Raw genomic sequence first — 19,481 nt, 5'->3', positions numbered from 1 at the left:
TGCCCGGGGAGGTCAGCTCAGGTTCTGCTTCAGCGTGTCCAACTCGTCGCGCAGCGCCTGGGGCACGTCGCCGAGCTTGTCGAACCACTCCTCGATCAGCGGTACTTCCTGCTTCCACTCCTCGGCGTTGAACCTGGTCGCGGCGGCCAGGTCCTCCTCGGTGAGGGAGAGCCCATCGACGTTCAGCGACCCCTCTGCCGGGATCGCGCCGGCCGGGGTGTCGACGGCCTCGGCCTTGCCCTCGAGGCGGTTGATCACCCACTCCAGCACGCGGCTGTTCTCGCCGAAGCCCGGCCACAGGAACTTGCCCTGATCGGACTTGCGGAACCAGTTCACGAAGAAGATCGCCGGCAGCTTGTCGCCGCCCTTCTCCCCGATGTTCACCCAGTGCTGCAGGTAGTCGTTGGCGTTGTAGCCGATGAACGGCAGCATCGCCATCGGGTCGCGGCGCACCACGCCGACCGCGCCGGTGGCGGCGGCGGTGGTTTCCGAGGAGCAGGTCGCGCCCATGAACGCGCCATGGTTCCAGTCGCGGGACTGGGCGACCAGCGGGATGGTGCTGGCCCGGCGACCGCCGAACAGGATCGCGTCGACCGGTACGCCCTTGGGGTTGTTGAAGTCCTCCGACAGGATCGGGCACTGGTCGATCGGGGTGGTGAACCGGCTGTTCGGGTGAGCCGCCTTCTCCCCGTTGTCCGGGGTCCACGACTTGCCGTGCCAGTCGGTCAGGTGCTTCGGCTTGGTGGAGGTCATCTCCTCCCACCACACGTCACCGTGATCGGTCAGCGCGACGTTGGTGAAGATAGAGTTGCCCTTCTCGATCGTGCGCATCGCGTTCGGGTTGGTGTGATAACCGGTGCCCGGGGCGACGCCGAAGAACCCGTTCTCGGGGTTCACCGCATACAGGCGGCCGTCCTCGCCGAAGCGCATCCACGCGATGTCGTCGCCGAGGGTCTTCACGGTCCAGCCGGGGATGGTCGGCTCGAGCATGGCCAGGTTGGTCTTGCCGCAGGCGCTCGGGAAGGCCGCGCACACCACGTACTTCTTGTTCTCCGGGGAGGTCAGCTCGAGGATCAGCATGTGCTCGGCCAGCCAGCCCTCGTCGTGCGCCATCGCCGAGGCGATCCGCAGCGCATAGCACTTCTTGCCGAGCAGCGCGTTGCCGCCGTAGCCGGAGCCGTAGGACCAGATCTCGCGGGTCTCGGGGAAGTGCGAGATGTACTTGGTGTCGTTGCACGGCCACGCCACGTCCTGCTCGCCATCGGCGATTGGGTGACCCACCGAGTGCAGGCACTTCACGAACGGCTTGTCGGTGCCCATCGCGGCCAGGGCGTCCTTGCCCATCCGGGTCATGATCTTCATCGAGATGACCACATATTCGGAGTCGGTCAGCTCGACGCCGAACTTCGGGTCGTCCGCGTCGATCGGGCCCATGCAGAACGGGACCACGAACATGGTGCGGCCCTTCATGCACCCGTCGTAGAGCTTGCCCATGGTCTGCTTCATCTCGGCGGGGTCGGACCAGTTGTTGGTCGGCCCAGCGCCGTCCTCGGTCTCGGTGCAGATGAACGTCTGGTCCTCCACCCGCGCGACGTCGGTGGGGTCAGAACGGAAATAGAACGAGTTCGGCTTCGCCTCGTCGTTCAGGCGAGTGGCGACGCCGCGGTCCACCAGAAGGTCGGTGAACTCCTTCCACTCGGCGTCCGAACCGTCGCACCAGCGCACGGCGTCGGGCTTGGTGAGGGCGGCCACCTCTTCCACCCACGCGAGCAGCTCGCTGTGCTTGGTGGGGGCGTTCTGACCAACAATGGCAGTCACGTCGTCGTACTCCCTGAGATCGATGGATTTGTGGAATGCCCCTAGACCAGTGGGCGTAGTGGTATCACACTAGCCCAGCACGATAACTGGTCACATACAAAACAGACCAGTGGTCGGTGTGAGACTCCCCACGCTGTACGCCCCCTGAGCCTGACGAAGGGTCCCTGAGCCTGTCGAAGGGACTCAGCGGCGTGGGGTTCACTCAGCGGCTCGCCGACGAGCCGTTGAGTGGCGTTCAGGCCGCGGAGTGGGGCCGATGACAAGGGATTGGACCGAGCTCAGGCGGGTGGGGTAGAGTGATCCCTCGGTTCACGGCGACGTGGCCAACCCGAGCGCTCGTAGCTTAACGGATAGAGCATCTGACTACGGATCAGAAGGTTGGGGGTTCGAATCCCTCCGAGCGCGCAGCTGAAGCCCCTGATCAACCGCCCGTTGGTCAGGGGTTTCTCGCATCTCGGGCCGCAAGTGCGAGCAACCCGGTCAGCACCGCGGCGGTCGGCGTCCAGAGCGCACCAGTGCTCGTCCGCAGCCCGCCCCCATCGGCACCCACCAACTGACCCAGACCATCAGGAACCGCCCGGCGTACCCGTTCCTGAGTTGATCGGCTGCGGGCCCTGCCAGCCGGCGTACAAGGTGCCCTCGCCGTAGCGGCTCGCCGAGCCTGGTTGGATTTCCTGCCCGGGCAGGGGAACCGGGAAGTTCTGACCGAACTGGGGCGGGCCGACCGGCGGGTACGCCGCCAGATAGGCGAGCGCCTCGTCGGGGCTCGGTGCCTCGCGGGTCGGTCGGTTGCCGGGTGGCAACGCCGGCGGGCCGTAGGGCTGGAAGTTCGGCCGCAGGAACAACGATCCCGGCCGGGTGCGATCGCGCAGCGCCTGGGCGCGCCAGGTGAGCACCGGGTGGGTCGCGTTCAGGTTCGCGCACCAGACGAAGAACCCCCGCTCCGAACCGGCGCGATCGGCGAACTCGTGCAGGTTCACGTTGTGGTTCAGATATTTGCCGCCGGACAGCACCTGGATCGCCCCGCCAGCCCCGGTGGCGCAGAAGTTGTAGCCGTAGTTGTCGGCGGTGTATTCCTGCGCGCGGGAGAGAAACCTGCCCAGCAACGGAATCTGATACATCACCTGCATCACCACGATCCGCCAATAGGATGCGTGCCCGGCCGCCAGGTGACCGACCTCGTGCCCGATCACGAACCGCAGCGCATCCGGGTCACGGGCCGCGCCGCCCACCTCGAACAGATCACTGTGCACGGTGACGAACCGCCGGAATCCGTGCCCTGCCGCAAAAGCGTTGATCACCCCCGACCCTGAGCGGACGTAGGCGTCGGGCACCTTCGGCAGGCCGGCGGCCCTTGCCGCCTCGACCACCATCCGGTACCCCTCCGGGAACTGGGTCGGCGACATCCGCACCGAACTCGTGCGCAGCTGGGCGTACAGGATCCCACGCGCGAACAGGATCAGCAGCGGCGACACCGCCAGGACCCCCATCACCTGCACCACCGTGCCGTTGCTGGAGAGTCCCTGGTCCGCCTCCAGCCCGGTCGCGATCGCGAGGGCGAGCAGCGAGGCGTACGCCACCAGGAAGATCACGCCGGCGACCGCGAGCCACGGGATCTCGCCGGGATGTCGCAGCTTCTTTCGCAGGGGTACCAACTCGTGACCGGGCTGCGGGTGCTGGGCGCCGTGCTCCACGGGCTCCTCCTTCGGGGGGGGATCCCCACGCTACCCGCGGTCGTGTCAGGCCCGACGAAACGCGAGTGCCCGTCCGGCGCCATCGCCGACGGCTCCACCCCACTGCGTGTGACCGATCACTGGAACCGGTGGCGGGCCGACGCCGAGCTGATGGCCCGGCTGAACCTGCCGCACTACCGCCTCGGGGTCGAGTGGTCCCGGATCGAGCCCGAGCCCGGCCGCCGCGACCCAGGGGCCATCGAGCACTAGGGATCGTCGCCGTGTTCGGCTCGGCGGTCGTGAGCGACTGGTTTTCCGGTCGGGTACGCCGCCGGCTCCCGGTTCGTCGCGGCGTCCGCGGCCGGCGTGGCCGCGGCCTGCGTGGTGATGGCCGTGGCCGGCACGTTCGAGGTGCTGATCGGGGCGGCCGTGCTGCTCGGGATCAACTGGGGAGTGTTCATGGCCGTCGACCAGGCGCTGGTGAACGAGGTGCTCCCGGTCCCCGAGGCGCGCGGGCGGGACGTCGGGGTGATGAATCTGGCGGTGCTGGTGCCCAACGCCCTTGCCCCGGTGATCGCCGCCCTGGCGCTGCACCACCTGGGCGGTTATGCCGGGCTCTATCTGCTGTCGGCGGGGCCCACCGTCCTCGGCGGGTTGTTGCTGGGCAGGATTCGCTCGGTGCGCTGACGGCTGGCTGTCAGGCCCGATCAGAACGTTCGTCTGCGTCGGCCTCGTCAGCGTCGTCGTCGGCAGGCACGTCGTCGGCGGCCGCTTCGCTCGCGGCGGGCCCGGCCGGCTTTGGCCGGATCAGGAAGGGGTCGCTGGTGAGGAACGAGCTGGCGGTGACCAAATGCTGGGTGGACTTCGCCGACGGCTGGCCCTGCCCTGCCTCGGGCGGCGCACCGGTGCCGCTGGGGCGTACCCCCGAAGCCATGGCGCGCTCGATCGCGGCGGCGATGTGCCCGCCCCCGCCCTGCCCGTGCTTGCGTACCTCGGCCATGCCCGAAGTCTACGTCGCGCGGGTCCGGATTTCCTTCTCACTCAAACCTGAGTACACTCATAAATGAGTCCAGTCAGGAATGGGGGAAGATGACCCAAGACCGGCCGATCGGCCGCCGGGAGCAGGCCAAGGCCGCCAAGCGCGGCCGCATCCTCGCCGCGGCGGATCGACTCTTCAGCGAGCAGGGGTACGCCGGAACGACCACCCAGCAGATCGCCGACGCCGCTGACGTGGCGAGCGGCACCGTGTTCACCTACGCCGCGACCAAGGCCGAGTTGCTGCTGATGGTGGTCAACCACCGGCTGCGCGACGGTGCCGCCCGCGGTCTGGCCCGCGCCGAGCGGGTCACCGAACCGGTGGCGGCCACCATGGCACTGCTCGCCCCGCTGTTCGAACTGGCGGCCGCGGACCCCGACACCTTCGTCCTGTTCGCCCGCGAGGTGCTGTTCGGCGCCGAGGGCGAGCACCGCTCTGAAGCCGTCGCGGCGGTGACCCAGATCGGTGACGCGATCGGCTCGGTTCTCCCGTTGCGCAGTGGGATCGATCCCACCGACGCCGGTCGCGCCGTGCTGTCGGTGGTGCTGTTCGAGCTGAACCGGATCCGCCGCGGCGCCAGCCCGGCCGGCCGCGACCGGGTCGCCGCCCAGGTGGCGCTGGTGCTGTACGGTTTGTGCGATGCCTGAGCCGCTGTTGTGCGCCGACGGGCTGCGGATGGAGGGCCGCCGCGGCTCGGTGTTCGGACCACTGGACTGGGAGCTCGTCGCCGGCCAACGCGGGGTGCTGGTCGGTCAGCAGGGAGCCGGACGCTCCGCCCTGCTGCTCGCCCTCGGCGGCCGGCTCAAGGGGGCCGCCGGCGAACTGCTCGTCGCCGGGATCGACGGGATCGCCCACCCGCGCAAGCTGCGCCAGTTGACCAGCGTGGCCCGGATCAGCGACCTGGCAGACCTCGAGCCAAGCCTGACGGTGGGGGAGGCTCGCGACGAGCGGGCGCTCACCGAGGCGATCGGCGTACGCCAGGGCCGCGTGCGGTTCACCGAACTGCAGCAGCTGCTCGGCGAGTGGTTCGACCCTGAACAGGTGGTCGGGCACCTGCCGGCGCATCGGCGTACCCTGCTCACCGCCGTGCTCGGCTGCCTGCGCCCCTCGGCGTACGTGCTGCTCGATGACCTGGACGCATCCCTCACCGACCGGCAACTGTTGTGGATGCACGAGCAGCTCGACCTGCTCAGTACCGCCGGGCACACCTTCATCGTCTCCGCGCTGGACACCGCCCAGGTGCCCGCCGGGGCCAACATCCTCCATCTGGACGTGCATCAGCCACGCCACGCACTCGACCCATTGGATCTGTGAAATGCTTTCTCGATTCGAATTGCGCCGCTTTCGCGGCCTTCTCCCGAAGCTGGCGCTGATCTTCGCCGCCCTGGTGCCGGTGTTCTACGGCGCCATCTATCTGGGCGCCAACTGGAACCCGGCCGCCCGGATGGACCACCTGCCGGTGGCGGTGGTCAACGAGGACATCCCTGTCGACTATCAGGGCAAGCACGTCCAGGCCGGCAAGGACTTCACCGATTCCATGCTGGAGAAGAGAAATTTTGACTGGCACGTGGTCACCGCCGCCGAGGCCGAGCGGGGCCTCCGCGAGGGTGACTACTATCTGACCGTGCACGTGCCGAGCGACTTCTCGGCCAACCTGGTCTCCGGCGGTGGTACCGATCCGCAGCGCGCCGGGATCACCCTGCGCCGCAACGACGCCAACGGTTTCGTCATCGGCTCTCTGGTGGCCCGGGCCCAGGATTCGATCACCGAGGCGGTCGATCAGACCGCGGTGGAGTCCTATTTCCGTGCAGTGTTTGGAAATCTGGCGGAGATCCGCGGCGGGATGGTCAACGCCCGAGACGGGTCGGTACGCCTGCGCGACGGACTGGCGCAGGCCAAGGAGGGCTCGGCCCAGCTGGCCACGGGCACGAGTCAGGCGGCCGACGCCGGGGCCCAGCTGCACGAGGGGGCGGGGCAACTCGCCTCAGGGATGGGACAGCTGCAGACCGGTTCGCAGCAGCTCAGCGACGGGATGTCCAAGCTGTCCAGCGGTTCTCAGGATCTGGCCAACGGTGCCGATCAGGTCGCCGCAGGCACGCAGACCCTGCATGACACCGTCGTTCCTGCCCTGCAACGCATCGACGGCACGCTGCCCCAGATCAAGTCCGACGCGAGCACGATCAACACCGACGTGCAGTCGGTGACCAGCAGCGTCGGCGGCAGCTCCCAGTCGATCTCCAACGACCTGTCCCAGCTGAGCTCGGCGCTCGATCAGCTCGCGGCCGCGGACCCGCAGGTCACCCAGACCAAGGCGTACGCCGACGCGAGACAGCGGCTGCGCGACGGCCAGCAGCGGGCGGAGGCGGTGACTGCGCGATCCGCGGCGATCGGGCAGCGCTCGGCCACCCTGAACGGGCGGGTGCAGGGCAGCAACCTTTCCGGGGACCTGAAGACCGCCGAGTCCAAGCTCGCCCAGCTCAACGACGGCGCCCACGCGGTCGCCAGCGGCGCCGACACCCTGCACCGCGGCATCGTCACCGCCGACCACGGGGCGGGTCAGCTGCAGGCCGGGATCAACTCTGCGGCCGGCGGTGCCCAACAGCTGAACACCGGATCCGGCCAGCTCGCCGACGGGTTGGTGAAGCTGAAGGACGGCGCCGCTCGGCTCGATACCGGCAACCAGCAACTGCTCGATGGAGCCAACCAACTCGCCAGCGGCCTCAGCGACGGGGTGAACCGGCTGCCCGTGCTGAGCCCGGAGCAGACCGACCAGGCGGTGCAGGTGCTCTCCTCACCCGCCGACGTGCGGATGGACGTGCTGAACCCCGCCGGCGCCTACGGCCGAGGGCTGGCCCCGCTGTTCTTCTCGATCGCGCTGTGGGTGTTCGGCATCTCCGGATTCCTGGTGATGCGGCCGATCTCGGGACGCCTGCTCGCCGGCCGGCTGCACCCGCTGCACGTGATGCTGTCGGCCTGGCTGCCGTTCGGCACGGTCGCGTTCACCGGGGGCATGTTGATGCTGGGCACGGTGTGGGTGGTGCTCGGGCTCGACCCGGTGCACCCGCTGGCGGCGATCGCGCTGACCGGGCTGGTGGCTCTGACGTTCTCGCTGATCGCGCACCTGTTGCGGATGGCGCTGGGGCTGCCCGGGTCGGCGGTCCTGCTGGTGGTGCTCATCCTGCAACTCGCCTCCACCGGCGGCACCTATCCCAGGGAGGTGCTGCCACCGTTCTTCGCCGCAATCAACCCGTTCATGCCGATCACCTACTCGATCGACGCGTTCCGGGTGGTGATCTCCGGCGGCCTGTGGTCCCACTTCTGGCGCGACGTGCTGGTGCTGCTCGGCATCGCCGCGGTGGCGATCGTGCTGGACGTGACCGCGGTCGCCTCCCGGCAACGGTTCCGGATGACCGACCTGCACCCGCCGCTGCAGCACTGACCGGGGCGGGTAGCCGGACAGGTCACCCGCCTTGCCTGTCCGGCTACGTACGCCCCGCCGCGCGGCCACGGGTGGCGATCACCGCGACGATGACGCCGCTGGGCAGCAGCACCAGGTGCGGCAGGGCGATCACCCAGTCGGTGACCGCGCCATAGCCGAGCCAGGTGGCGCTGGCGGCCGCGATCAGCCAGTACATCAGCGAGGACACTCCGCTCACCCGCTCCGGATCGCGCAGCACCTGCACCAGCTGGGGCAGGTTCACCACCGCGGCCACCGCCACCGCCACCACCGCCAGCACCGGCCGGGAGAGGCTGGCCGCCGCGCACACCACCGCCGTGCCGACGACCCCGATGACCAGGAACCGGCGCGTCTCCACCCGCCCGCGCCCCAGCAGCACCGCCAGGATCAGGAACCCCAGCGCGATCGGCACCTGGCCCAGCGCCAGCTTGAGGTCGGCGACCAGCACCGCATACACCGACCACAGCACCCGCGCGAACCACCCCGCGACCACCGTGCCGGGGGAGAGCCCGACCAGCGAGCGGCGGGCCCGGGCGACCTGGGGCCAGATGAACAGCTGGTTCAGCACCACCCCGAGCACCCCAAGCGCTGTCGCCAGCATCATCGGCTCCGTTCTGTGGAAACGGCTTTTGGGCAGGCTAGTCGGTACGCTCGCTTGGTGCGTATCGCCATGATCTCCCTGCACACCTCGCCCTATGCCGTGCTCGGCACCGGGGACGGTGGCGGGATGAACGTCGTGGTCCGGGCCCAGGCCGAGTCGCTGGCCGAGCTCGGACACCAGGTCGACCTCTACACCCGGCGCTCGGACCCGGACCCGCCCGAGGTGGAGCAGATGGGCCCCGGGATCCGGCTGCACCACCTCACCGCCGGCCCGGCGAAACCGCTGCCGAAGAGCCAGATCGACCGCTGGTGCGACGACTTCAGCCATGCGCTGGCCGAGCGTGCCGAGCCCGCCGAGGTGGTGCACTCCCACCACTGGATGTCGGGGGTGGCCGCACTCCCGGTGGCGCGCCGCTGGGGCGTACCGCATCTGCAGAGCTTCCACTCGGTCGCCGCCCACCCCGGCGACCCGCTGTCCGCCGGCGAGCCGCCCGAGTCGCCGCACCGGGTGCCCGGTGAGGTGCAGGTGGCGCGGGAATCCGATCTGGTGGTGGCGATCAGCCGCGCCGAGGCGGACACCATCATTGACCGCTGCGGCGCCGACCCGGACCGGGTCGTGGTGCTGCCGCCGGGGGTGGACACCGAGCTGTTCCGTCCCTTGGCACCCGAGGAGCGGCCCTGGACCTGCTGCGACATGGGCCGGCCCTACGTCTTCTTCGCGGCCCGGCTGCAGCCGCTCAAGGGGCCCGACCTGGCCCTGGAGACGCTGGCCCGGATCGACCCCGAGCACCGCCCGCACCTGGTGATGGCCGGTGACGTGTCCGCCGACTTCGCCGACTATCACGGGCAGGTGGAACGCCTCGCGCACCGTCTCGGCATCGCCAACGACGTCGTCTATTCCGGCGCCCGGCCGCGCGCGGAGTTTGCCGCGATGATGCGCGGCGCGCAACTGGTGCTGATGCCGTCGCACTCCGAGACGTTCGGGCTGGTCGCCCTCGAATCGGCTGCCTCCGGCGTACCCATCATCGCCTCGGCGGCGGGCGGGCTGATCGAGGCGGTTGACGACGGGCGTTCCGGGATCCTGATGCAGAGCAGGGATCCCGACCTGTGGGCCAAGGAGGTGCAGCGGCTGCTCCTGGATGACGCCGGCCGGCTCACGATGGCCGCGGCGGCGCGTGAATGGTCGCTGCGGTTCGATTGGGCGGGTGTGGCCAGGCGCTTGGCCGGGATCTATCAGGACGCGTTGCGCTCGTGACCGACCTGCTGACAGGCGTACGCCGGATTCTGTTCGTGCACGCGCATCCCGACGACGAGACCCTGGCGACCGGGGCGTTGATCGCCCATCTGGTTGGTCGCGGTGTCGAGTGTGCGCTGCTCACCGCGACCCGCGGGGAACAGGGAGAGGTGCGGCCGGGGTCCTTCACCGGCAGCGCCGCCGACTTCCCCGCCCACCGGGAACACGAGCTGGCCGGTGCCTGTGCCGCGCTCGGGATCGGCGAGTCGGCCTGGCTCGGCGAACCGCCCGCCCTCGCGGAAGGCCACAATCCCCACCGGTACAGCGATTCCGGGATGCGGTGGGTCACCGACGGAGTCGCCGGTCCGGCCGAGCACACCGGACCCCATGCGCTCAGCACCGTCGACCCGCAGCGCCCGCTGGCCGACCTGATCGCGGCGATCGAACACTTCCGCCCCGACCTGATGATCAGCTATGACGACGCCGGCGGCTATGGCCACCCCGACCACGTGGCGCTGCACCGGTTGACCGGCCGGGCCGCCGCGGCGACGGGCATACGCCTGGCCGAGGTCGTCGCGCCCGAGACGCCGGGGGCCGAGGCGTTCGACCTCACCGAGGAACTGCCCACCGTGCTCGCGGCGCTGCGCCACCACGCCAGCCAGGTGGCGATCGACGGGGATCACGTGGTGCACGTCGGCGGTCAGCGCGAACCGATCCTGCTCCGGACCGCCCTGCGCGAGCGCCGGTCCTAGGCCAGCCGCTCGTTCAGCAGCCGGTCCATCGCCTCCAGCTGGGCCAGGTCGGGTCGGGCGCGGGCGTCCAGCCACAGCAGGGTGACGCGGCGCTGTTTGCGCACCACCAGGTGGGCGCTGTAGCCGCCGCCGCGCCGGGCCAGCAGGAACCAGCTGGCCGACCCGTTGTCCAGCTCGACCGTCCCCTGGTCGATGGTGCGGTGGGTGCCCCCGCTGGTGCCGGCGCAGCTGATGCCCGAGCTATAGAGGGTGGTCCCCCACTCGACCGCTTGGTTGGTCTCGGCGGCCGCCAGCACGGTCTGGCCCCCCTTGCCGTCCTTGCCGGTGATCATCGACGCGGCCTCCGCCGTCGGGATCAGCGGGGCGGCCGCGGTCCTGCTGACACAGGGCCCGAAGTCGGGGCGCGCGCTCTCCACCCGAGGCTCGCTCAGCCACGCGGTCAGGTCGGGCGCCTCCAACAGCCCGCCGATCCTGGGCGTCGGGGTCGAGGTGGGGGTGGGCGAGGGTGTCGGTGAGGGGGCCTCCGCGGGCGGAGGCGCCGCCACGGGGGAAGGAGCAGCAGGCCGCGTCCACCGCTGGGCAGCGCCCCCGCCGATCAGCCCGACCAGCGTCACGCCGACCAGCAGGGCGGTTCCGTCGGTCCGGTTCACGCCATCCGGTCCAGAATGTCGGCGGCCTGAGCGAACCGTCGACTCATGAATACTTCACCCGTAGCCGTTCCCGCATGAACTCCCGGGCGTCGCGGATCCGGGTCTTGACCGCGCTCAGGCTGGCCCCCGGTCTGTTCGGCCACCTCCTCGTAGGACAGTCCTCCGAGGTCGCGCAGCACGAACGCCTCGACCGCGGTGGGCCGGGCCTCCTCGAGCGCCTCCAAGGCGTCCAGCAGGTCGATCCGCGAACCGGCGATGACGCTGGTGGTACGCGGGTCGGCCGCCTCGGGCAGGCTCGGCGTCTGCGCCGACTCGGCGAACTTGCGGCGCATCGACCGATACGTCGCCCGGGCGCTGTTGGCGGCGACCACGCCGACCCAGCCCAGGAAGGCGCCGTGTCCGTTCCACTGCTCCCACCGGGTGGCCACCACCAGCAGCGCGTCCTGGGCCGCCTCCTCGGCGTCGGCGGGGTGGGGCAGCATGCGACGGCAGATCCGCACCACCCGTGGCTGCAGCACGGCCAACAGGTCCTCCAGGGCGTGCCGGTCACCGTGGCGTACTCGGTCGAGCAGCGCAACGGCCTGGGTCTCGTCGCCAGCGGAGTCCACCGCGAATCCTCCTGTCCTGATCCCTGCCGGGGATGGGTGCTTCGATGCCCGGGGATGGGGCATTGCCGAGTCTGCCACGGGGCGGGGCGACCGGGTGCCACCGTGATGGGGAACAATCACCCGCAATGAAATCATTGGGTCGCTACCGCCTGCTGGAGCCGCTGGGCAGCGGCGCCTTCGCGACCGTCTGGCTCGCCCACGACGACGAGTTCGAGCTGACGGTCGCCGTCAAGGTGCTCGCCGACAACTGGGCCCGCGACCACGAGGTGCGCGAACGGTTCCTGAACGAGGCCAAGCTGCTGCGCCGGATCAAGAGCCAGCGCGTGGTCGGCGTCTACGACGTCGGGGTCGCCCATGGCCAGCCCTACTTCGTGATGGACCACCTGCCCGGAGGCACCGTGGCCGGTCTGATGGCCCGCGGCCTGCGGATCGACGAGGCGATCACCGTGGCCCTGGACTCCTGCGCCGCGGTGGAGGCCCTGCACCACGAGGGCGTCCTGCACCGCGACCTGAAGCCCAGCAACCTGTTGCTGCGCCGCGGGCTGCCCGACCCGTTCGTGGCGGTCGCCGACCTGGGTACGGCCAAGCTGGCCGCCGAGGCCTCGGGCATCACCGTCACGGCCGGCACCCCGGCCTACATGGCCCCGGAGCTGGCGTTCGGGATGGACGGGTTCGACGCCCGCGCCGACGTGTACGCCCTGGCCGTGCTCACCTTCGAACTGCTGAGCGGACGCAAGCCGATCGAGGTCCGCGCGGTGGCCGATGTGCTGCACCGCCAACCGGGCCCCGCGCCGGTGGCACTGGCGGCCGAGCTCGGGCTGCCGCACGAGGTGGACGGTCTGCTGCAGCGCAGCCTGTCCACCGAACGGGACCACCGGCCCGATTCGGCGGCCGAATATGCCGAGAGGTTGAGCGCGGCCCTGGGCGGGCGTACGCCGACGGTGCTGCAGCGCTCGGTGGCGGGCGGCTCCCAGCACGGGACCGGCCGCCAACCGAACACGTTGCCGCAGACCCAGCCGCACACCCCGGGCACGCCCGCCCCGGCGCGCTCGCATGGGCCCACCGAGGTGCTGGCCGCAGCTCCCAGCCCCGCATTTCCGCACACCCCCGCCTACGCACCGGCCAGCTCCGGCGCCTCGCCGGTGCCGCGGGAACGCCCGCCCGCACCGCGGCAGTGGTCCACCCCCGCGGTGCTGCTGTTGGCGCTGCTGCTGCTTGTCCTCAGCGGCGGTCTCGGCTGGTGGCTGGCCGGAATCCTGTTCTAGCGGGAAAAGTATGGAACCTGCTCACAGCGAGCGGTGGATCAGCACCTTCATGATCTCGTTGCTGCCGGCATAGATCCGCTGCACCCGGGCACCCGAGAACATCCGCGCGATCGGATATTCGGCCATGAACCCATAGCCGCCGAACAGCTGCAGACAGCGGTCCAGGACCCGCCCCTGCAGGTCGGTGGTCCAGTACTTCAGCCGCGAGGCGGTCACCGCGTCCAGCTCACCGCGCAGGTGCAACCCGATGCAGTGGTCGAGGAAGGTGCGGGCTGCCAACGCGTCGGTGGAGCACTCGGCCAGCTCGAAACCGGTGTTCTGGAAATCCAACAGGCGTTGGCCAAACGCCTCCCGCTCCTTGCAATAGGCGACGGTCAGCTCGATCGCCTTCTCGATGTTGGCGACTGCCGAGACGCTGACGCACAGCCGCTCCTGCGGCAGCTGCTGCATCATCTGGGTGAACCCGCGGCCCTCCTCACCACCGAGCAGGTTGGCCACCGGCACCCGCAGGTCGGTGAACGACAGCTCGCGGGTGTCCGACCCCTGCATGCCGATCTTGCTCAGATCGCGGCCCCGGTCGAAGCCGGTCACCTCGGCCACCGGGATGCCGATCATCGACACGCCCTTCGCGCCCGCCTCGCCGGTGCGAGCGGCGATCAGCACGAAGTCGGCGTGGGTGCCGTTGGTGATGAACGTCTTCGACCCGTTGATCACATATTCGTCGCCCTCGCGCACAGCCCTGGTGCGGATCGAGGCGACGTCGGAGCCTGCGCCCGGTTCGGTCATCCCGAGGGCGGCCACCCACTCGCCGGTGGCCAGCTTCGGCAGCCACTGCCGCTTCTGATCCTCAGTGCCATATTCCATGATGTAGTGCGGCACGATGCCGGAGTGGATCGCGTGCCCCAGCGAGTCGTCGGTGGCGTACCCCTGGGCGGTCAGGATCACCGCCTCGTGGGCGAAGGTGCCGCCGGCGCCGCCAAATTCCTCGGGGACGCTGGGCAGCAGCAGGCCCTGCTCGCCGGCCTTGTTCCACACCTCACGGTCCACCCCGTGCTGTTCGGCGAAGCGTTCGATGTGCGGCACGATCTCGCGCTCGAAGAAGATGCCGGCCATCTCGGCCAGGTCGTCCAGCTCCTCATCCATCCAGGGGGAGCGGTAGGGAAGCGGTTCGCGCGGTGCAGACATCGGTGTCCTCGGTCGTTCGGCGGCAACGTTTCCGGTGAGTTTAGCGAGGAGCGGGCGGCCCGCGGGGTGTTATCGCGGGTCGGCGTACAGGCTGGGGAAGCGGGTCGGATAGACCGGCCACTCGCCGGGAGCCAGCGGCTGCGGTGCGGGTGGGCGGCGCGGCTCGAGCGGTTCGCTGATCGGCACGAAGGGCATCGCAGCGATTCGGCCGAGCAGGACCGGCAGGGTGACCAGGACGAGGGCGAACGGCGACCCCAGCCCGGTCACCGTGCCGAACACCACAGCGTACGCCAGCACTCGCCACCACTGGTTGCGCAGCCGGTGGGTGGCGCACTCGACCAGACCGGCCAGGGCGAGTCCCGGGATGGTGCCGAGGATCACGCTGGCGAACCAGAGGACCGGCCACTCCAGCCAGCCGCCGACACCCGTTGCGAGGGCCGCGAAGACCGCCAGCACGACGAACTCGACGCCGAAGGTGACGCACCAGCCAACCAGCACGGCGCGGGCCCAACTGCCGGATGTTTGCATTTGCACACAACCAGTGTGCAACGCGATGGGGTCAGCGGACCGCTTTCGCGATCGCCTCGCCCAGCTCGGTGGTGGAGGCGGCGCCGCCGAGGTCGCGGGTCAGGTGCTCACCGGTCGACAGCGTCTCCTCGAACGCGGTGACCAGTGCGGCTCCCGCCTCGTGCTCACCCAGGTGCTCCAGCATCATCGCCCCGGCCCACACCTGACCGATCGGGTTGGCGATCCCCTTGCCGGCGATGTCGGGGGCCGACCCGTGCACCGGCTCGAACAGCGACGGGAATTCCTTGGTGGGGTTGATGTTTCCGCTGGGGGCGACGCCGATGGTACCGGTGCAGGCGGGTCCCAGGTCGGACAGGATGTCGCCGAACAGGTTGGAGGCGACGACCACGTCGAACCAGTCGGGGTGCAGCACGAAGTTGGCGGTCAGGATGTCGATGTGGAACTTGTCCACCTTGGTGTCCGGGTAGTTCTTCGCCATCTCGACGACCCGCTCGTCCCAATAGGGCATGGAGATGGAGATGCCGTTCGACTTGGTGGCCGAGGTGACGTGCTTCGCCCGGCCCTGGGCGAGCTCGAACGCGTAGCGCAGGATCCGGTCGACGCCGTGCCGGGTCATCACCGTCTCCTGGAGCACGGTCTCGCGGTCGGTGCCCTCGAACATCCGCCCGCCGACCGAGGAATATTCGCCCTCGGTGTTCTCCCGCACCACCAGGAAGTCGATGTCGCCGGGTTTCCGGTTGGCCAGCGGCGAGGGTACGCCGGGCAGCAGCTTGACCGGTCGGAGGTTGACGTACTGATCGAACTGCCGGCGGAACAGCAGCAGCGAACCCCACAGCGAGATGTGGTCGGGGATCACTTCGGGCCAGCCGACGGCGCCGAAGAAGATCGCGTCAAACCCTTTCAGCGTGTCGAACCAGTCGTCGGGCAGCATGTGGCCGTGGCGCTGCCAGTAGGCCGCGCTGGAGAAGTCGAACTCGGTCAGATCCAGTTCGAAGTCGTACGCCCTGGCGGCGGCCTCGATGGCGCGTACGCCCTCGGGCATCACCTCGGTCCCGATCCCGTCGCCGGGAATCACCGCGATCCGATAACGCCTGCTCATCCCACTCTCCTATCGTTCCCTGAGCCTGTCGAAGGGCCAGTGCGCCCGGGTGAACCCGACCACCTCGGCGTACACCTCGTCGGGTTGCTCCTCCGGCAGATAGTGCCCGCAGTCCAGCGTCCGGCCCGACACCTGCCCGGCCACCCGACCCCACAGCGTCAGCGGGTCGAACAACCGCTCGACCACTCCTTGCGCACCCCACAGCACCCGCAGCGGTGTCCGGATCTGCAACCCCGCTTCACGATCCGCGCGATCATGCGCCAGGTCGATGCTGGCGGCGGCGCGATAGTCCTCGCACATCCCCCGCACGGCCTCCGGATCCTCCAGAGCCGCCTGGTAGGCCTCCATCGCGCCGGCGAACGGCTCCAGGTTGCCGTGCCGTGCACCCATCAGCCGCGCCACGTAGGCGTGCGGGTTGGCGTTCACCAGTTCCTCCGGCAGTGGGCTCGGTTGGATCAGGAAGAACCAGTGCCAGTACGCCTCGGCGAACTCGCGGGTGGTGCCGGCGTACATGTCCACCGTCGGCGCGATGTCCATCAGCACGGCAGAAGTGACGACCTCGGGATGGTCGGCGACCAGCCGGGCGGTGACCCGGGACCCGCGATCGTGCGAGGCGATCGCGAACCGGTCGAACCCGAACCCGCGCATCAGCTCGACCGCATCGCGCGCCATCTCCCGAAACGAATACGACGCGTGATCGGCGGTGCTCGGCGGCTTGTCCGAGGCGCCATAACCGCGCAGGTCGGGGGCGACCACCTGGAAGTCGGCCGCCAGCCGATCGGCGATCAGCCGCCATATCAGGTGGGTTTCAGGGTGACCGTGCAGCAGCAGCAACGGGATCCGATCCCCGCCCAGGTGGCTGCGTCCGCGCAGGGTGACCCCGTTCGCCTCGCGTGCGAACTCGGCGTACCCCTCGAAGGCGGTCATGCTGCCGACCCTAGCGGCTGAACCGTTGCAGTGCGCCGAGGGTCCTCGCCCCGACCTCCGCCGACTGCGCCAGATAGAGCTCGGCGCAGGCCAGCGCGTCGGTCAGCGCGTGGTGGGCCCGATAACGCGGCAGGCCGTAGCGGTCGCGGGCGTTCCACAACCGCACGGCGTTGGCCGGCAGGGTGACCTCGGCGTCCCCGCGGGTGAGGATCGCGGCGTGCAGCAGCATCGTGTCCACGGTGGCGAACTGCGGGCGTACGCCCCAGAGCCGCTCGCAGGCGAGGCCGAGGAAATCCTGCTCCAGCAGGGCGTGATGGGCGAGCAGCACCCGCCCCCGCATGGCCTCCAGGGTACGTCCCAGCGCCTCGGCGACGTCGGTGCCGGCGGCCAGCTGGTCATCGGTGATGCCGTGGAAACGGGCACTCTGGCCCACCTCGGTCGCCGCGCGCAGCACCATCGAGCCGGCCCCGGCCAGCGTGATCACCGACCCGTCGACCGGCACGAAACCGATCCCGAGCAGGGTGTCGGTGGCCGGGTCGAGTCCGGTGGTCTCCACGTCCACAGCCAGCAGGGACAGCTCCGCCAGCGGGGTGTCCGAGGTCGGCGTGGGGGTGAGCAGCAGCCGTTTCAGCGGACCCTCGGGCAGACCGGAGGCCTGGCGTTCGCGACGCCTGCGGGAGGAGAACCGGGACAGCATGCTCGACAGGTCCGCTCAGGAGATGAACTGGGTGCGGAAACGGTGGGCGAGCGATTCCTGCACCGTGCGGATCACCGTGAACGACTCCTTGAGGTGGCGCTTCTCCAACCCGGACAGGTCGGCCGGGCGGACGTGGTTGTCGGGGACCAGCCCGGCACGCAGCTGCCGCGCCTGGTGGCGCAGCCGCACATAGCCGATCAACTCGAACGCGTCGATCAGGTCGGCCGACGCGTCGGCACCGAGCAACCCGGCCCGTTGGGCCGCACCGAGTCGCTCCACGGTGCCGACCTCGGTCAAACCGCCGGCCAGGGCGTACACCCGCGCGATCTCCACCACCGCAGCGATTCCGCCCGCCTTGAGGTCGAAGGTGTCTCGGTGCTCACCGGCTCGTTCCAGCACGAAACCGCGCAGGAATCCCAACGGAGGTTGGCGATCCGTCGCCTGCTTGGCCAGGTGGCCGAGGAACCGGGCGCTATCGGGGGAGCGCTGCAGCACCTCGCTGCGCAGTCGTTCCGCCAGCGAGAGATCTCCGTGGATCGGGCGCAGGTCGAAGAAGATCTGCGCGTGCAGCACGCTGGTCGGATCCGGCTGATCCAACCAGCGCAGGAAGTGCCGCTGCCAGGCCGCCACGTCGGTACGCCAGGCCGCGGTGGTGGCCATCACCCCGCCGGGGCACAGCGGTTGGCCGCAGGTGGCCAGCGAGGTGGTCACCCGCTCGGCGAGCGCGCTGAACCACGCGGCGGCCTCACCGGTGGCCGGTTCGGCGGTGATCAGCGCATTGTCCTGGTCGCTGCCCAACCCATGTTCGCGGCGCCCCTGGGAGCCGAGCACCACGAAGCAGTACGGCATCGGCGGCGGCCCGAGCTCCTGCTCGGCCATCCGCAGCGCCGCGCGGGCCACCTCGTCGGCGACCGCGGTCAACACCCGGTGGATCTCGCCGGCGGTGGCGTCGGCCTCGACCAGCTGGGAGACGATCCGCGGCACACGGTCGGTGAGCCGGGCCAGCGAGGGCAGATCCGTCTGGCGGGCCACCTCGCCGGCCAGATAGACCGGGTTGGTGCGCTCCAGCCGGACCAGGTCACCGCTGGAGATCATCCCCAACGGCCGGCCGCCACGCGTCACCGGCAGGTGGTGCACGTTGCGGGTGAGCATCTCCAGCAGCAGCTCGACGGCGGTCGTCTCGGGGGCGACGGTGACCGGGTCGGCGGTCGTCACCTTGGCCACCGCGGTGTGCGGATCGCGCGCCTCGGCCAGCACCCGGCGCAGGTCCCGGTCGGTGAGGATGCCGATCAGGGAACCGGTGTCGTCGACGACCAGCAGCGCGGAAACCCGGTGCTCGGTCATCAGCCGGGCCGCCTCGCGCACGGTGCGGTCACCGGTGCTGGTGATCGGGTCCCGCCCGAGCAGCGCCTCGGCCCGGACCCGCAGCACCGCCCGCCCGGAGTCGGTGGCATGCAACGCCTCGGCCGCGGCGGCGATGCTGTTGCGCCGGCGCAGGAAGAACTGGCTAAAGGTGGGGTGCTCGGCGCACAGCTCGGTGAAGTCGGCCGCGGGCAGCTCCAGCACCAGCGCGTCCTCGGCCGCGGTGACCGAATAGGGCGACGGGCTGCCGTCGAGCAGCGCGGTGAAGCCGAAGCAGGTGCCGGGCTCGTCGCGTTGCAGCAGCACTCCCCGGTCGTCGTGGGTGTCGGCGGCCCCCGAGCGCAGCAGCATCAGGTGTTCGGGCTGCTGGCCGAGCGCGATCAGGCTGCGGCCGCGGCGCACATAACGAAGCCGGAGGCGTTTCGGAAGTGCATCCAACTCGCCCGTCGGCAGCGCGCCGAAGGGGTCGTGCGCCGCGAGGAAGTCGCGCACCTCCGCCAGCTCGACCTCCATCGGCCCACCTCCCGGCGTCGTTCGGCCCGCTCTGGCCGCTGCCCCCATCGTGTCAGGCCGAGGGGGGCTGTTGGCGG

19 protein-coding genes, 1 tRNA gene and 1 pseudogene are annotated in these 19,481 nt (G+C 70.1%); 9 read left to right on the top strand and 12 right to left on the bottom strand.

All coding sequences use genetic code 11. The features are described from left to right. Positions 1-12: 12 nt before the first annotated feature. Complete coding sequence (locus CGZ93_RS00445; RefSeq protein WP_094362186.1) at positions 13-1,818, bottom strand: phosphoenolpyruvate carboxykinase (GTP); 1,806 nt, start codon at positions 1,816-1,818, stop codon at positions 13-15. Between the two features lie 332 nt (positions 1,819-2,150). Here CGZ93_RS00445 and CGZ93_RS00440 point away from each other — a divergent pair. Continuing rightward, positions 2,151-2,223, top strand: a tRNA-Arg gene (locus CGZ93_RS00440). 161 nt (positions 2,224-2,384) lie between these two features. Here the strand turns inward: CGZ93_RS00440 and CGZ93_RS00435 are convergent. Next, entirely contained in the window at positions 2,385-3,512 is a 1,128-nt protein-coding gene (locus CGZ93_RS00435; RefSeq protein ID WP_094362185.1) for a M48 family metallopeptidase, read from the bottom strand. 42 nt (positions 3,513-3,554) lie between these two features. On the opposite strand from CGZ93_RS00435, the gene CGZ93_RS00430 reads away from it, so the two are divergent. Continuing rightward, the gene (locus tag CGZ93_RS00430; protein ID WP_094362184.1) at positions 3,555-3,761 is read left to right on the top strand and encodes a family 1 glycosylhydrolase; all 207 of its coding nucleotides are present in this window, start codon (positions 3,555-3,557) and stop codon (positions 3,759-3,761) included. A gap of 81 nt (positions 3,762-3,842) precedes the next feature. Next, a pseudogene (locus CGZ93_RS00425) lies at positions 3,843-4,178 on the top strand (MFS transporter); the annotation flags it as partial. 10 nt (positions 4,179-4,188) lie between these two features. Here the strand turns inward: CGZ93_RS00425 and CGZ93_RS00420 are convergent. Continuing rightward, complete coding sequence (locus tag CGZ93_RS00420; protein WP_094362182.1) at positions 4,189-4,491, bottom strand: hypothetical protein; 303 nt, start codon at positions 4,489-4,491, stop codon at positions 4,189-4,191. A gap of 89 nt (positions 4,492-4,580) precedes the next feature. On the opposite strand from CGZ93_RS00420, the gene CGZ93_RS00415 reads away from it, so the two are divergent. From CGZ93_RS00415 to CGZ93_RS00405, 3 genes are read left to right on the top strand one after another with little or no spacing between them, the layout of a single operon-like run. Beyond that, complete coding sequence (locus tag CGZ93_RS00415; RefSeq protein ID WP_094362181.1) at positions 4,581-5,174, top strand: TetR/AcrR family transcriptional regulator; 594 nt, start codon at positions 4,581-4,583, stop codon at positions 5,172-5,174. Further along, positions 5,167-5,841 (top strand): ATP-binding cassette domain-containing protein, encoded by a 675-nt coding sequence (locus CGZ93_RS00410; RefSeq protein ID WP_094362180.1) that lies wholly within the window; start codon positions 5,167-5,169, stop codon positions 5,839-5,841. Before CGZ93_RS00415 ends, CGZ93_RS00410 begins: the two co-directional genes overlap by 8 nt. Before the next feature lies 1 nt (position 5,842). Beyond that, the gene (locus CGZ93_RS00405; protein ID WP_094362179.1) at positions 5,843-7,966 is read left to right on the top strand and encodes a YhgE/Pip domain-containing protein; all 2,124 of its coding nucleotides are present in this window, start codon (positions 5,843-5,845) and stop codon (positions 7,964-7,966) included. Between the two features lie 43 nt (positions 7,967-8,009). Here CGZ93_RS00405 and CGZ93_RS00400 read toward each other — a convergent pair whose 3' ends face one another. Beyond that, entirely contained in the window at positions 8,010-8,588 is a 579-nt protein-coding gene (locus CGZ93_RS00400; RefSeq protein WP_094362178.1) for a hypothetical protein, read from the bottom strand. Between the two features lie 54 nt (positions 8,589-8,642). On the opposite strand from CGZ93_RS00400, the gene CGZ93_RS00395 reads away from it, so the two are divergent. Both CGZ93_RS00395 and CGZ93_RS00390 read left to right on the top strand, forming a co-directional pair. Then, positions 8,643-9,839, top strand: coding sequence for a glycosyltransferase (locus CGZ93_RS00395; protein WP_229117098.1), 1,197 nt, complete (start codon positions 8,643-8,645; stop codon positions 9,837-9,839). Then, on the top strand, positions 9,836-10,570 hold the full coding sequence (locus CGZ93_RS00390; RefSeq protein WP_229117097.1) for a PIG-L family deacetylase: 735 nt from the start codon (positions 9,836-9,838) through the stop codon (positions 10,568-10,570). Before CGZ93_RS00395 ends, CGZ93_RS00390 begins: the two co-directional genes overlap by 4 nt. Here CGZ93_RS00390 and CGZ93_RS00385 read toward each other — a convergent pair. Both CGZ93_RS00385 and CGZ93_RS00380 read right to left on the bottom strand, forming a co-directional pair. Beyond that, entirely contained in the window at positions 10,567-11,220 is a 654-nt protein-coding gene (locus CGZ93_RS00385) for a hypothetical protein (RefSeq protein WP_141211012.1), read from the bottom strand. The two genes, CGZ93_RS00390 and CGZ93_RS00385, sit on opposite strands and share 4 nt — an antisense overlap. Next, positions 11,217-11,828, bottom strand: a complete 612-nt coding sequence (locus CGZ93_RS00380; RefSeq protein WP_229117096.1) for an RNA polymerase sigma factor — start codon at positions 11,826-11,828, stop codon at positions 11,217-11,219. The genes CGZ93_RS00385 and CGZ93_RS00380 overlap by 4 nt, the downstream gene beginning before the upstream one ends. A 125-nt stretch (positions 11,829-11,953) precedes the next feature. On the opposite strand from CGZ93_RS00380, the gene CGZ93_RS00375 reads away from it, so the two are divergent. Continuing rightward, entirely contained in the window at positions 11,954-13,093 is a 1,140-nt protein-coding gene (locus CGZ93_RS00375) for a serine/threonine-protein kinase (RefSeq protein WP_176451567.1), read from the top strand. Between the two features lie 21 nt (positions 13,094-13,114). On the opposite strand, the gene CGZ93_RS00370 is transcribed toward CGZ93_RS00375, so the two are convergent. The 6 genes from CGZ93_RS00370 to CGZ93_RS00345 form a co-directional block, all read right to left on the bottom strand. Next, positions 13,115-14,278 (bottom strand): acyl-CoA dehydrogenase family protein, encoded by a 1,164-nt coding sequence (locus CGZ93_RS00370; protein WP_094362174.1) that lies wholly within the window; start codon positions 14,276-14,278, stop codon positions 13,115-13,117. A 69-nt stretch (positions 14,279-14,347) separates the two neighbouring features. Further along, positions 14,348-14,812 carry a hypothetical protein gene (locus tag CGZ93_RS00365; RefSeq protein WP_141211011.1) on the bottom strand — a complete coding sequence of 155 codons (465 nt, stop codon included), beginning with the start codon at positions 14,810-14,812 and terminating at the stop codon, positions 14,348-14,350. Between the two features lie 25 nt (positions 14,813-14,837). Beyond that, positions 14,838-15,905, bottom strand: a complete 1,068-nt coding sequence (locus CGZ93_RS00360) for a tartrate dehydrogenase (RefSeq protein WP_094362172.1) — start codon at positions 15,903-15,905, stop codon at positions 14,838-14,840. Positions 15,906-15,914: 9 nt separating this feature from the next. Further along, positions 15,915-16,832, bottom strand: a complete 918-nt coding sequence (locus CGZ93_RS00355) for an alpha/beta fold hydrolase (protein ID WP_094362171.1) — start codon at positions 16,830-16,832, stop codon at positions 15,915-15,917. A 10-nt stretch (positions 16,833-16,842) separates the two neighbouring features. Continuing rightward, complete coding sequence (locus CGZ93_RS00350; protein ID WP_094362170.1) at positions 16,843-17,529, bottom strand: exonuclease domain-containing protein; 687 nt, start codon at positions 17,527-17,529, stop codon at positions 16,843-16,845. A gap of 15 nt (positions 17,530-17,544) precedes the next feature. Continuing rightward, positions 17,545-19,404, bottom strand: a complete 1,860-nt coding sequence (locus tag CGZ93_RS00345) for a putative nucleotidyltransferase substrate binding domain-containing protein (RefSeq protein ID WP_094362169.1) — start codon at positions 19,402-19,404, stop codon at positions 17,545-17,547. Between the last annotated feature and the right edge of the window lie 77 nt (positions 19,405-19,481).

Origin of the sequence: Enemella dayhoffiae, from assembly GCF_002250625.1 — a bacterium.
In the GTDB taxonomy this organism is placed as follows: domain Bacteria; phylum Actinomycetota; class Actinomycetes; order Propionibacteriales; family Propionibacteriaceae; genus Enemella; species Enemella dayhoffiae.
The sequence above is the reverse complement of the archived record's forward strand: the minus strand, read 5'-3'. Positions and strand labels throughout refer to the sequence as shown.

Bases quoted from the DNA above. Each gene is read 5' to 3' on its own strand.
- CGZ93_RS00350 (WP_094362170.1), bottom strand. From the start codon at position 17,529: ATGCTGTCCCGGTTCTCCTCCCGCAGGCGTCGCGAACGCCAGGCCTCC.
- CGZ93_RS00375 (WP_176451567.1), top strand. From the start codon at position 11,954: ATGAAATCATTGGGTCGCTACCGCCTGCTGGAGCCGCTGGGCAGCGGC.
- CGZ93_RS00410 (WP_094362180.1), top strand. From the start codon at position 5,167: ATGCCTGAGCCGCTGTTGTGCGCCGACGGGCTGCGGATGGAGGGCCGC.
- CGZ93_RS00420 (WP_094362182.1), bottom strand. From the start codon at position 4,491: ATGGCCGAGGTACGCAAGCACGGGCAGGGCGGGGGCGGGCACATCGCC.
- CGZ93_RS00345 (WP_094362169.1), bottom strand. From the start codon at position 19,404: ATGGAGGTCGAGCTGGCGGAGGTGCGCGACTTCCTCGCGGCGCACGAC.
- CGZ93_RS00400 (WP_094362178.1), bottom strand. From the start codon at position 8,588: ATGATGCTGGCGACAGCGCTTGGGGTGCTCGGGGTGGTGCTGAACCAG.
- CGZ93_RS00405 (WP_094362179.1), top strand. From the start codon at position 5,843: ATGCTTTCTCGATTCGAATTGCGCCGCTTTCGCGGCCTTCTCCCGAAG.
- CGZ93_RS00355 (WP_094362171.1), bottom strand. From the start codon at position 16,832: ATGACCGCCTTCGAGGGGTACGCCGAGTTCGCACGCGAGGCGAACGGG.
- CGZ93_RS00370 (WP_094362174.1), bottom strand. From the start codon at position 14,278: ATGTCTGCACCGCGCGAACCGCTTCCCTACCGCTCCCCCTGGATGGAT.
- CGZ93_RS00360 (WP_094362172.1), bottom strand. From the start codon at position 15,905: ATGAGCAGGCGTTATCGGATCGCGGTGATTCCCGGCGACGGGATCGGG.
- CGZ93_RS00415 (WP_094362181.1), top strand. From the start codon at position 4,581: ATGACCCAAGACCGGCCGATCGGCCGCCGGGAGCAGGCCAAGGCCGCC.